Raw genomic sequence first — 11990 nt, forward strand, 5'->3', positions numbered from 1 at the left:
TTCGTTTACGCATCCCCCATCGTCCGAAAGCCGTCCAGCGGACCGGAACCGACCGTGTGGGACGGATGCTCAACCTTTATACTCGTGGCGCGTTTCGATTCGTAGTGATGACTGGAACAGACGCGGACTCCATAGAGGACCTTCCTCCGAGCGCGAAACTCGTCTTCAAGGTGCTCGAGTACAACGGGTCGCTCACCCAGAAGCAGATCGTCAACGAGTCGATGCTCTCGGCACGCACGGTGCGCTACGCGCTCGAACGCCTCCAGGAGATCGAGATCGTCGACGAGGACATCTACTTCGCCGACGCCCGACAGAACCTCTACACCCTCGACGAGCAGGCGATCGTCGCCGACGGCGGCCCCGACGAGGCCTGCTGCGCCGAGTAACCGGACGACCCACCCAGGCCCACCCCGGCCCGTGAGCGGGCCGGCCGCCCGATCCGGGGCTCCCATCGCCGCTTCGTTCACGAGCCCGCTCGTTTCTGTGTCTGTCGTACTTTCCCGAGGGACCGGGTTGTATCGAGCGAAGCGCTCGTGCTCCGATCGCGCGAAAAATTCCTCGAAAAAACCGCAGCGGTCGATGATTACCGTCGATCAGGCGCCGACGACGGTGATCTGTTGACTCCTGTCGATCGCCCGTTCCAGTTCCTCGGCGATGGCACTACCCCGTGAGACCTGGATGTCGCCGCCGCGCCCGACGGTCGCGGTGAAGAGGTACTCCTCGCCGGCCTTGACCTCGACCGTCTGGCCCGCTTGGGCGTCGTCGACGTTGAGCCGGATGTGTCGCGAGGTGATGTCGGGGGTGACGATCTGGCCGCGTTCCTGGCCCGAGGAACCACCGCCGCCCGAGGGGCCCCCGGAGTTGGGGTTCTCGTCGTGGGTGCGTACGTCGATGTCGATCCCCAACCTGTTCTCGACGTCGGTGATCCGGCCGCCGCCCTTGCCGATCACGCTCGAGATGTCGTCGTCCTCGACGTAGACGACCGCCGTGTTCGAGCCCCGGAGCTCGACGTCGACGTAGCCCTGGGCGATCGAGCGGATCTCGCGCTCGATCTCCTGGCGGGCGATCCGGTCGACGCCGCCCTCGCTCTCCTCGCCGTCCTCGAGCGGGACGGTCACGACCTGGCGGTTGAACGTGTAGATCTCGTAGGCCGGCGTGCCCGTCTCGAAGTCCTCGATGACGATGACGGGCCGCGCGAGGTCCTCCTCGGTAAGCCCGGCGGGCACCTTCACCTCCGTCGTGACGTCGTAGACCGTGTGGACCTCCCCGGCCTCGATGTACACCACCGTGTCGACGACCTGCGGGATCATTCCCAGCTCGACCCTGCCAACTAACCGCTGGAGGGCGTCGATCGCGCGGGTCGCGTGGACGACGCCGATCATGCCCACGCCCGCCAGCCGCATGTCCGCGAACACCTCGAAGTCGTCGGTCTTCCTGACCTCGTCGTAGATGGTGTAGTCGGGCCGGACCATAAGTAAGGAATCGGCGGTCTTGGCCATCGAGCCTCCCAGCTCCGTGTACTGGGTGACCTCGGGACCGACCTGCAGGTCGCGCGGTTTCTCCATGGTCTTCACCGAGTAGCCCGAGTCGTTGAGGAACTCGGCGACCGCCTGCGCGAAGGTCGACTTCCCCGCGCCGGGCGAGCCCGAGATCAGAATGCCGCGCTGGCGTTCGAGCATCCGCTCGCGCAGCTCGTCGGCCGACTCGTAGTCGTCGAGGTCGGTCTTGACCAGCGGGCGGACCGCCGTGATCTCGATCCCGTCCGCAAAGGGTGGGCGGGCGATCGCGATCCGGTAGTCGCGGAACTGGACGATCTTCATGCCCGGCTCCGAGAGCTCGATGAAGCCATCGGAGGACTGTTTGGCGCCGTTCTCGATCTCGCGGGCGATCTCCTCGAGGTCCTCCTCGGTCTGGACCTCCTCGCGAACCCGTTCGAAGCTCATCTCGCCGACGTCGCCGCGTTTGGCCATCGGCGCCACCCCGGCCTTGAGGTGGACGCTCATCGTCGTCTCGTCGAAGAACTCCTCGATCTCGAGGGTGCCGACGTCCTCGACCTCGGGCGAGATGTACTCGACGTCCAGGCCCTTGGCCTCGGCGACCTCGCTCTGGACGATGTCGCTGGTGACGAACGTCGCCTCGTGATCGGCCGCCAGATCCCGAATGAGGGCGTCGATCTCGCCCTCGGCGGCCTGCCCCTTCTCGATCGCGTCGGGGCGCCGGCCCACGTATTCGAGTTCGATCTCGCCGGCGTCGGCGAGCTCCGCGAGCGTCTTCAGCTCCTCGAGACCGTTCCACCCGCTGTCGATGCCCTCGTTTGCCTGGTGTTCGAGCTCGCCGACGACCGCCTCGGGGACGAGCACGGTCGCGCCGGCGAACTCACCGTCGCGGACCCGCGTGGAGACGCGCCCGTCGATGACGACGCTGGTGTCCGGGAGAATCTTCATACCTCCCCTAACAGCCGGACCGTTGATAAGGGTATTTCATCGAAAGAGGTCTGTGTGGTCGGTCGAGACCAGATACGAGCCAAGAAGTTATAAATCAGCAGCCAAGTATATTATCCAGAATTTATTCGTTGAATTTATATTGGCAGCGTAGTTCGGATGTGTATGGATAGATCGGAGTGGTTCCTCGCAATCATCGCATATATGTTGGCGACGCTAGTTTTCACGCTTGAAGCTGATGACGTCGATATCGTCATTCTACCAGTTCTGGCAGTCCTAGTCGGCCTTCCGATATACATCGTAGTACATCTCGTGAGCGAGTATATATACTGATCCGCCGAATAGTCGAAAATCACTCAGTAAAATGTTGCTGATGATAGGCCCGAAGTCAGCCATCTAATGGCTCAGGTCTGAGAATACTAAACAATTCGCGGGAACGGGGGATCATTCCGTATAGATAGTCGTTCTTAGAGGGCTCTTTTAGGGTCAGCAGGATCCGCTATATCCCAGGCTGTTGATGCTACACTCAAATCCACGGAAAGAGGACCCGTACCACCAGATATACTGGAAATTGATCCGAAGGAGGTAGATGCCCATGTATGCTCGTACGAACCCCAAAGCGTCCCTGGAACGTCATCGAGATTCTGTAGCTGCGCCTGTAAGGTCACGTAGGCTTGTTCAGGGAGCCGGTCAGGAAAAGGTCCTTGGCCCGCCTCTCTGAGATCGACAAGGCCAGCGAGGCCGCCCTGGCTCAGACTATCTGAGTAGAAATCCGCAGAGTGGACGTCGTAATCATCAGTAACGGAAATATACGGCTGGCCGATGATCGACCAATGGTCGTCGTTGAATCCGATCCCAACGACGTCATCGACATGGCGCGCGTTTCTGAACCGGTTGTGTGTACTGTCAAGGCTCATGTTGACAGTAAACCAGACACAGTTATTCCTGGTTGCGCTGGTGACGACAGTGCTGAGTTCGGAGTTACTCTCGGAGTACCGGCTCTGAATGCCGAAATCCGCGTCGCTCGCGGGCTCCGGTTCCGTTACCGTGGTCGTCGTCAGGTCGTACTCCAATTCCTGACCTTCGAGCAGCCGCCGAACCCTATCCGTGTCTCCTGCCTTGAAGGTCCGTCTGATCTCCGCGTTCAATTCATCGGCCGACGGAGTGTCGTTCGCTCGTTCGTCGGCGCTTGCCGTACCAACTAAACCGACGGATGCCAGTCCAACCATCGACGTGATGACCGTTCTTCTGGATGTCACGCCCCGGTTGTGGCGCGATAGCATAAGAACCCTCCATCAGTCGATAAGTATGGTGTGTTGGGATCGGGGTTCTGGCCTCAGGGCCGCCGGAACGTGTAGCTCACTCCCTCGCCCTCGGCGGTGATCGTCCCCTCGCCGTGGTCGAACGTCAGCGTCTCGGCCTCGCCGTCGAGCTCGTGCAGCGGCATCGCGCCCTCGACCCGGCCGTTCGCATAGACCTCGAACGTCGCGTCGCCGACCGTACAGCTCGCCACGTCGCTGTCGGTGTGGTAGGTCCCCGACTCGCAGAAGCGCTCGAGCTCGGCCGTGACCGCGTCCCAGTCGGTGGCCTCGACGGTCACGCTCCCCTCGCCCCCTTCGTCGTCGTTCATACACCCGGAGAGGGGTCCCATCGTGATAGTGGTTGGTACCGCCACGCAGGAGACGGCACCACGCTCACGGGGACGGGCGGCGTACGGAACGACGATGCTCGAACTCTACCAGGCGGAGGACTGCCCGAACTCGGCGGACGTTCGCGAGGCGCTGAGCGAGCTGGGGCTCTCGTACGTCGCGCACAACCCGCGGCTGGCCGAGGGCGAGGTGAAAAACGAGACGGCGAAGGGGGCAATGGAGGCGATCGGCGGCGAGGACCAGATCCCGTTCCTCGTCGATACGGAGTGTGGCGAGGCGCTCTACGGCAGCGACGAGATCGTCGAGCACCTGGAGGAGAACCACTCGTGAGCGATCCCGACCTCGACCAGGTGCGCACGGAGCTCCAGCACGCCCGCGAGGCCGACACCGGCGAGCTGAACGAGTCCCTGAACAGCCTCACGCAGGCCCTCGACCAGCTCGACGAGGAGGGAAACGAGCCCAAGCCCGAGCACCTCGATTCGATCCACGACGAGCTCGTACGGCTCCAGGAGGGCTACGGGGAAGGGGGCTCCTCGGCCACCTCGCAGTCGGGCGACGACGAGGAGATCCGCGACCACCTCCGGCGGGCCCGCGACCACGTTCGGGCGTACCGCGAGAACGTCGACGAGCTGTCGGAGTGATCGGGCGGCGTGCGACTGCGAAGGGGTTATTCGGTCGGCCTGACGATGACGAAGTCATATGGGTGATCCCGACCCCACGAACGACCGAACCGAGACAGAGCGACTGGACGAGGAGTACGTCTTCGGCACCTGGGCCTATCAGTCCGAGGTCGACCCGACGGAGGTGACCGGCGGCGAGGGCGTCCGTTTCACCGACGCCAGCGGAAACGAGTACATCGACTTCTCCGGACAGTTGATGTGTACGAACCTCGGACACTCCGCCGAGGCCGTCAGCGAGGCGATGGCCGAGCAGGCCGAGGAGGGCGCCTACTTCGCGCCGGGCTTCGCGACCGAGGCCCGCGCGCAGCTCGGCGAGAAGCTCGCGGAGGTCACGCCCGGCGACCTCACGAAGACCTTCTTCTCGACTAGCGGCACCGAGGCCGTCGAGGCCGCCATCAAGATCGCCCGGATGTACACGGGCAAGGACAAGATCCTCTCGCGCTACCGCTCGTATCACGGCGCGACCTACGGCTCGATCAGCGCGACGGGCGACCCCCGTCGGCTGGTCGCCGAACCCGGCGTCCCGGGGATGGTGAAGGCGCCCGACCCGTACGACTACGGCTCGACGCTCGACCCGATGGAGAGCCTCGAGTACATCGACGAGATGCTGATGCTCGAGGGCGACACCGTCGCCGCCGTGCTCGTCGAGCCGATCATCGGCTCGAACGGCGTGATCGTTCCCCCCGAGGAGTACCTGCCCCGGCTGAAGGAGATCGCCCATGACCACGGCGCGCTGCTGATCTGTGACGAGGTCATGGCCGGCTTCGGGCGCACCGGCGAGTGGTTCGGCTCGGACGTCTTCGGCGTCCAGCCCGACGTCATGGCGATGTCGAAGGGGCTCTCGGGGGCGTACGCGCCGCTGGGCGCGACGACGGTCACCCCCGAGATCGCCGAACACTTCGAGGAGAACATGTTCTGTCACGGCCACACCTACGCGGGCCACCCCGTCTCGTGTGCGGCCGGGCTCGCCGCCCTCCGAACGTACGAGGAGGAGGGGCTGATCGAGCGATCCAGCGAGGTCGGCGAGTACCTCGGCGACCGGCTCGCGGAGCTCGAGGAGGACCACCCGAGCGTCGGCGACACCCGCGGGGTGGGGCTGTTCCGCGGGATCGAGCTGACGCGGGACCCCGACGACCGGGTCCCCTTCGGCACCCGCGACGACCGGATGTCGATGGGCTCGACGGTGCTCGACGAGGTCTCGGCGGCCGCGATGGACGAGGGGACCTACGTCGCGAACGTCATCAACACGTTCATCGTCGCGCCGCCGCTGACGATCACCGAAGGGGAGATCGACGAGGCGGTCGCGGCGCTCGATGGCGCCCTCGAGGTCGCCGACGACGCGATGGACCGCTAACCGCGCCACTAAGGGGGCGGGCGCCGTCTCCCCGTCCATGAGCAGCGACGTACCCGTTCTCACTCGGGAGCTCGTCTCGATCCCGAGCCACGAGGACGAGGGGAGCGCGGGCGATTTCATCGAGGCGTGGCTCCGCGAGCACGCCGACGGCGACGTGACCCGCGACGGAACGGGTAACGTTCTCGCGCGAAAGGGCGACCCGACGGGCCCGACGCTGGCGCTCGTGGGCCACCACGACGTGGTGCCGCCGGCCGACGAGCAGGCGAAAAACGGCGAGTACCTGGTCGAGGAGCGCGGCGGCCGGCTCTACAGCCGCGGGACCGCCGACATGAAGGGGGCCGTCGCCGCGGCGATGTGTGCCTTTCGCGATGCCTCGGATCTCGACGGAGAGCTCGTCTTCGCGAGCTTCGTCGGCGAGGAGTCGGGAGGCGTGGGCGCGCGCTACGCCATCGAGAACGGCTTCGTGCCCGACTACGCGATCGTCGGCGAGGGCTCGACGAACTACTCGAAGCCCGGCGTCACGGACGTCGTCGTCGCCCACAAGGGCCGGCGGGGAAGCACGATCACCGCCCGCGGGACCGCGAGCCACGCGAGCGAGCCCGAGGCCGGAGAGAACGCGATCTACCGGGCCTGTGAGGCCGTCGACCTCGTCCGGGAGTTCGAGGCCCCCGCGGCCGAGGTGCTGGGCAACCGTCTCTCGGGATCGGTCGCCGTCACCGAGATCGGGGGCGGCTCGGCGATGAACGTGATCCCCGAGCGCTGTACGGTCACCGTTGACGAGCGCACAGTCCCCGGCGAGCGCGCACCCCTCGAACGGGTGGGCGAGTTGGAGGGGGTCGAGTGGGCCGTCGACCAGGATCTCCCGCCGATGCGCTGTTCGGACGAGGGGTTCGCCGAAGGGGTGCTCGCGGCGGCCCGCGAGGCGCAAGAGGGGTCCCCGGAGCTCGTCGCGAAGCCCCACGCGACGGACGCGGGCTGGCTCGCCGAGGCGGGGGTCGCCTGCGTGATCTGCGGGGCCTCCGAGCCCGGCGAGGCCCACACGAAAGAGGAGAGCGTCTCGATCGAGGTGCTGGAGCGGTGTTATCAGATCTACCGGGAGGCCGCGGAGCGGATCATCTGATCCGGGAGGGATACTGACAACGGGATAAGGACAGGTCTTTGCGCCTCGGCCCCCAATCGGGGGTGACGTGAGCCGCTCTCAGTCCCCCGGGCCGCCGAGATCACGGTCTGACACCAGCAGCAACAGCGGTAGCGACGAGGAAAGCGACTGGAAACGTCCCCAGCAGATCCTGCTGGTCGCCGGGATCGCCCTGTTCGCGATCGGCCTGATCGCGACGCTCGGGTTCCCGTCGCTGAACTTCGGCCCGATCGGGACCGACAGCCCGGGCGACGAGGACGGCGACCCACCGGGCCTCGACGACGAGACGGCCGAGGAGGAGCCCGCGGGCGACGAGGACGCGGACGACGAGGCCGAACAGGCCGACGATAGCGAGGCGGACGCCGACGATGACGGGGTAGACCCGCCCGAGGACGCTGACAGCGAGGAGACCACGGACGAGGATGCGGCCGACGACGATGCTGACGGGGCTGACGAGACACCGGCTGACGATGCCGACAACGACACGGCGGACGACCCCGCCCCGCCGGCGGATGACGACGGGCAGGACGCGCCCGAAGACGATGACGGCGCCACCGACACCGGGGACGACGGTGCCGACGAGCCGATCTTCGGCGGCGACGACGACGCGGACGATGCTGACGCTGACGGCGGGGCGGACGATTCGGCCCCGCCGACCGACGATGACGGACCCGACGAAACCGACGACGCGGACGCTGGCAATGGGACTACTGACGACGGCACGGACGCCGAGGACGCGAATGAGGAAGAGGAAGGCACCACGGGCGAGGATGCCCCAACTGACCCCGACGAAGTGGACAACGGCGCCGATGACGCGGACAATGGTGCAGATGATGCGGACGACATCGGTGCCGGCGAGGACGGCGATAACGGGGACGATGCCAACGACACGAACGGTGACGACGAACCCGCAGGGGACACTAACGGCGACGATCCGCCGGTTGACGATACCGGCGAGGACCAACCGACCGAAAACGACGATGAGGACGCTCCTGCTAATGGAGCAGGAGATGACGGCACCGACGAAGGCGAGCAGGACACGACTGACGATGGCGCTGCCGACGCCGATAATGAGAACGAACAGGACGCCGGTGGAGGCGACCAGGACGCTGACAACGGGGCTGGTTCGGGAAATGACGACGGCTCCGATGGCGACGACGAGGCTGGCGATGCGGACGGCGATGGCGACGTAGAGGAGACCGACGGGGCTGACGACGAGGGCGAATCTGACGAGGACGCTACCGACGACGAGGACCCAGTCGAGGAGGACGATTCGGGAAATGAGGATGGCGACGAGACCGACAGCCAGGACGACGAGGACGGGATACTCCCAGGCTTCGGTGACGGGGATGGGGACGACGAGGCCGCTGCTGACGACGAAGACGGCAGCGACGAGGACGAGGCTGGTTCGGGAAATGACGACGGCTCCGAGGGCGATGACGCCAACGGAGCAGAGGACGGAACCGACGAGGCGAGCGGGGCTGACGATGACGGTGGAGCGGACGACGAGGACGAATCGGGAAATGACGACGGCGGCGTGAGCGACGGCGACGCTGACGCCGGGGATGACGACGATGCGAACGAGGAGTCACCCGCGGAAGACGATGAAGGCGATGGCGCCGAGGAACAGGACGCTCCTGACGGGGAGAACGAGCAGAACACCGACGACGCGGACGACGAGACCGGGACGGACGACGGAGAGGACGATGCGGCCGACAGCGAGGACGAAGACGAGGAGACGAACGGGGACGCCGACGGCGTGCTCGGCCTCCTGAACTGACCCGCTCGCCGCGACCACCGAGTTCTTGGTCGCGGGTTTCGAACCGAAGGTATGGCACAGTCCACCACCCAATCGGACACCTACGAACAGTTCCTCGGGAAGGTACGGCGCATCGAGAACCTCGGGGCGGGCGCGAGCGTCCTGCAGTGGGACCAGGAGGTCAAGATGCCCGACGACGGGATCGAGGCCCGCTCCCAGCAGCTTTCGACCCTCTCGGCGGTGATCCACGAGGAGTTCACCGACGAGGAGATGGGCGAGTATCTCGACGAGCTCGACGCCGCCGACCTCGACGCCGAGCAGGAGGCGGTCGTCCGCGAGATCCGCCGCCAGTACGAGCGGAAGACCCGCGTCCCGACCGAGCTCGTCGAGGAGATCTCCCGGACGACCTCCGAGGCGCTGCCCGAGTGGAAGGAGGCGAAAGCCGAGGACGACTTCTCGATCTTCGCGCCGATCCTCGGGGAGCTGATCGAGCTTAAAAAGGAGTACGCCCACCATATCGACCCCGACGCGGATCCCTACGCGGTGCTGTTCGCCGACTACGAGCCGTACATCGAGCTCGAGAAAGCCGAGGAGATGCTGGCGCGGCTGCGCGAGGAGCTCGTCCCCCTGATCGATTCGGTCGCGGACTCCGAGGCGGAGCTCGCGACCGACGCCTTCTCGGGCGAGTTCGACCCCGAGACCCAGGAGGAGCTGGCCCGCGACGCGCTCGACACCCTCGGATACGACTGGGACCGGGGCCGCCTCGACACCGCGCCCCACCCGTTCTCGACGGGCAACCAGTTCGACGCGCGCGTGACGACCCGCTTCGACGAGACGGATCTCCTCGGGGGGCTGACCAGCACGATCCACGAGTTCGGCCACGCCACCTATACCTTAGGACTGCCCGACGAACACTACGCCACCCCGCTTGGCGACTCACGCGATCTGACGGTTCACGAGTCCCAATCCCGGCTCTGGGAGAACCATGTCGGTCGGTCACGGGCGTTCTGGGAGCAGTTCCTCCCGCGGGTCGAGAAGCGGTTCCCGCAGGTCGACGCGAGCGTCGAGGAGGCCTACGAGGCCGCGAATCAGGTGTACGATGACAACCTCATTCGCGTGGAGGCGGACGAGCTGACCTACCACATGCACATCGTCCTCCGGTTCGAGATCGAGCGCGAGCTGATCGAGGGCGAGCTCTCGGTCGAGGAGGTGCCCGAGGCCTGGAACGACCGGATAGAGGAGTATCTCGGCGTCCGCCCGGAGACCGATTCCGAGGGATGCTTGCAGGACATCCACTGGAGCCACGGCTCCTTCGGCTACTTCCCGACCTACTCGCTGGGCAGCGTGCTGGCCGCCCAGCTGTACGCGAGCGCCGAGGAGGAGATCGACGACCTCGAGGGACGGATCCGCGAGGGCGAGTTCGACCCGCTTCGCGACTGGCTCGTCGAGACCGTCCATCGCCACGGCAGCCGGTACACCACCCCCGAGCTGATCGAGGAGGCCACCGGCGAGGCCTTCACGGCCGACTACTTCCTCGAGTACGTGACCGAGAAGTACGGCGAACTCTACGACCTCTGAAGCCGGCCGCGACTGCCGGCCCCGGAGTTAACCGTCCGGATCGGTGATATGGGTTCATGCCCGACATCGGCAGCCCGTTCGGCGTCGACCTCGCGACCACGATCTTCGGTGCGGGGCTCTCGCTTCTGGTCTCGGCGGCCGTCATGGAGTACGGCTACCGCCTCCCCGACTACACCAGCACCGAGCTACTGGGGGCCGCCGGAATCGGCCTCGTCGCCTTCGGCGCCCTCATGGGGCTCGTGCTCGTGATACGGGGACTACGCTGAGCGGAGCCGCTCGCGCAGCCACTCCTCGACGTCGGCGACCTCCTCGGGATGGGTGCCGTGGCCCACGGGGTAGACCTCGTGGGTCACGTCGGCGCCGGCCTCCGAGAGCAGCTCGGCGGCCCGTTGGGCTCGCTCGGCCGGGATGATCTGGTCGGCCTCGCCCGCCCCGACGAACACCGGTTTGCCGCCCGCCGCCTCCACTCGGTCCTCGTGTGAGGCGGCGAGATAGCCGTTCAGCGCGACGACCCACGCGTAGCGCTCGGGCCGTTCACAGAGCGCCGCGAGGCTCGTGATCGCCCCCTGGCTGAAGCCCAGCAGCCCGACCCGCTCGGGGTCGATCGCGTACTCGCCGATCGCCCACTCGACGAACTCGTGGACGAGATCGAGGCTCCGGCGGAACTCCTCGGCGTGGGGCTCGCTTGCGTGGAGCCCGCCCGCCGAGAGGTCGAGCTCGTACCACGTATACCCGCCCTGCAGGCGGTCGGGCGCCCGGACGCTGAGGACGTGCAGCTCGTCGGGGAGCCGTTCGGCCAGCGGCAGGAGGTCGCGCTCGTTCGTCCCGCGACCGTGGATCAGGACGAGGGCGGGTGTCGGGCCGTCGCCCGCTTCCGGCTCCCTGCTCACGTGTTCCAGCGGAGAATCGGTCATACCCCTCCTACGGGCGCCCGATATAAATCCCCTGTCCGACCCGAAGCGTTATGTGATACCATGTCATAATGGGTCGTGTATGGCTACCGCACCCGACCAAGACGAGATGTTCGACCAGTTCCTGTCCCAGCGGGGACACGAGACGGGACCTGCGGGGTGGGAGACCGACTACAACAAGAAGCAGTGTCCCGACTGCGGGGGGCTTCACGACCAGGAGGCCTCGGGCTGTACGGTCTGTGGGTGGGAGCCGCGGTAGGGTCCGCGAACGGAACGATTTATTGTCCGTGCTGCGTGAGAACGCACCAAATGCCGGAGTGCCAGAACTGTGGCTCGTTCGTGACCGAGGCGTACGTCCGGGTGTTCACGCCGGCGGACGTCGACGCACCGCGCGTCTGTCCGGACTGCGAGGACCTGATCCGCGACGGCGCAGAGATACGAAAGGCCCGTTCCTCGCGGGGCGGATAGCGGCCCGAACCC

Annotated in this window: 15 protein-coding genes; 11 read left to right on the forward strand and 4 right to left on the reverse strand. The window is 66.2% G+C overall.

The genetic code is table 11. From position 1 onward, the window contains the following. The first annotated feature begins 107 nt into the window (after positions 1 to 107). Entirely contained in the window at positions 108 to 386 is a 279-nt protein-coding gene (locus tag WOA58_RS06455) for a helix-turn-helix domain-containing protein (protein ID WP_340603358.1), read from the forward strand. A 207-nt stretch (positions 387 to 593) separates the two neighbouring features. Here the strand turns inward: WOA58_RS06455 and WOA58_RS06460 are convergent, their stop codons facing one another. Beyond that, positions 594 to 2444, reverse strand: a complete 1851-nt coding sequence (locus WOA58_RS06460; RefSeq protein WP_340603359.1) for a PINc/VapC family ATPase — start codon at positions 2442 to 2444, stop codon at positions 594 to 596. 162 nt (positions 2445 to 2606) lie between these two features. Between WOA58_RS06460 and WOA58_RS06465 the strand changes: the two genes are divergently transcribed. Further along, a complete protein-coding gene (locus WOA58_RS06465) occupies positions 2607 to 2774 on the forward strand; it encodes a hypothetical protein (RefSeq protein ID WP_340603360.1) in 168 nt (55 codons plus the stop codon). 134 nt (positions 2775 to 2908) lie between these two features. Here the strand turns inward: WOA58_RS06465 and WOA58_RS06470 are convergent, their stop codons facing one another. Together WOA58_RS06470 and WOA58_RS06475 are read right to left on the reverse strand one after the other, a co-directional pair. After that, complete coding sequence (locus tag WOA58_RS06470) at positions 2909 to 3670, reverse strand: hypothetical protein (RefSeq protein ID WP_340603361.1); 762 nt, start codon at positions 3668 to 3670, stop codon at positions 2909 to 2911. Between the two features lie 107 nt (positions 3671 to 3777). Then, positions 3778 to 4071, reverse strand: a complete 294-nt coding sequence (locus WOA58_RS06475; RefSeq protein ID WP_340603362.1) for a hypothetical protein — start codon at positions 4069 to 4071, stop codon at positions 3778 to 3780. Positions 4072 to 4165: 94 nt separating this feature from the next. Between WOA58_RS06475 and WOA58_RS06480 the strand changes: the two genes are divergently transcribed. The 7 genes from WOA58_RS06480 (at position 4166) to WOA58_RS06510 (ending at position 10865) form a co-directional block, all read left to right on the forward strand. Continuing rightward, positions 4166 to 4420 carry a glutathione S-transferase N-terminal domain-containing protein gene (locus WOA58_RS06480; protein WP_340603363.1) on the forward strand — a complete coding sequence of 85 codons (255 nt, stop codon included), beginning with the start codon at positions 4166 to 4168 and terminating at the stop codon, positions 4418 to 4420. Beyond that, entirely contained in the window at positions 4417 to 4731 is a 315-nt protein-coding gene (locus tag WOA58_RS06485) for a DUF7553 family protein (RefSeq protein ID WP_340603364.1), read from the forward strand. Before WOA58_RS06480 ends, WOA58_RS06485 begins: the two co-directional genes overlap by 4 nt. A gap of 58 nt (positions 4732 to 4789) precedes the next feature. Next, positions 4790 to 6124, forward strand: a complete 1335-nt coding sequence (locus tag WOA58_RS06490; protein ID WP_340603365.1) for an aminotransferase family protein — start codon at positions 4790 to 4792, stop codon at positions 6122 to 6124. Positions 6125 to 6161: 37 nt separating this feature from the next. Next, positions 6162 to 7244: a M20 family metallopeptidase gene (locus WOA58_RS06495; protein WP_340603366.1), complete on the forward strand. Its 1083-nt coding sequence runs from the start codon at positions 6162 to 6164 to the stop codon at positions 7242 to 7244. 67 nt (positions 7245 to 7311) lie between these two features. Further along, positions 7312 to 9042 (forward strand): hypothetical protein, encoded by a 1731-nt coding sequence (locus WOA58_RS06500; protein WP_340603367.1) that lies wholly within the window; start codon positions 7312 to 7314, stop codon positions 9040 to 9042. Between the two features lie 51 nt (positions 9043 to 9093). Beyond that, positions 9094 to 10599 (forward strand): carboxypeptidase M32, encoded by a 1506-nt coding sequence (locus WOA58_RS06505; RefSeq protein ID WP_340603368.1) that lies wholly within the window; start codon positions 9094 to 9096, stop codon positions 10597 to 10599. A 56-nt stretch (positions 10600 to 10655) separates the two neighbouring features. Beyond that, entirely contained in the window at positions 10656 to 10865 is a 210-nt protein-coding gene (locus tag WOA58_RS06510) for a hypothetical protein (protein WP_340603369.1), read from the forward strand. Here the strand turns inward: WOA58_RS06510 and WOA58_RS06515 are convergent. Next, positions 10857 to 11513, reverse strand: coding sequence for an alpha/beta hydrolase (locus tag WOA58_RS06515; protein WP_340603370.1), 657 nt, complete (start codon positions 11511 to 11513; stop codon positions 10857 to 10859). The genes WOA58_RS06510 and WOA58_RS06515 overlap by 9 nt on opposite strands. 79 nt (positions 11514 to 11592) lie before the next feature. On the opposite strand from WOA58_RS06515, the gene WOA58_RS06520 reads away from it, so the two are divergent. Further along, positions 11593 to 11769: an HVO_0416 family zinc finger protein gene (locus tag WOA58_RS06520; protein WP_340603371.1), complete on the forward strand. Its 177-nt coding sequence runs from the start codon at positions 11593 to 11595 to the stop codon at positions 11767 to 11769. Positions 11770 to 11819: 50 nt separating this feature from the next. Continuing rightward, positions 11820 to 11978 carry a DUF7563 family protein gene (locus WOA58_RS06525; RefSeq protein WP_340603372.1) on the forward strand — a complete coding sequence of 53 codons (159 nt, stop codon included), beginning with the start codon at positions 11820 to 11822 and terminating at the stop codon, positions 11976 to 11978. The last annotated feature ends 12 nt before the right edge of the window (positions 11979 to 11990 follow it).

This window comes from Halalkalicoccus tibetensis (genome assembly GCF_037996645.1).
GTDB lineage: Archaea > Halobacteriota > Halobacteria > Halobacteriales > Halalkalicoccaceae > Halalkalicoccus > Halalkalicoccus tibetensis.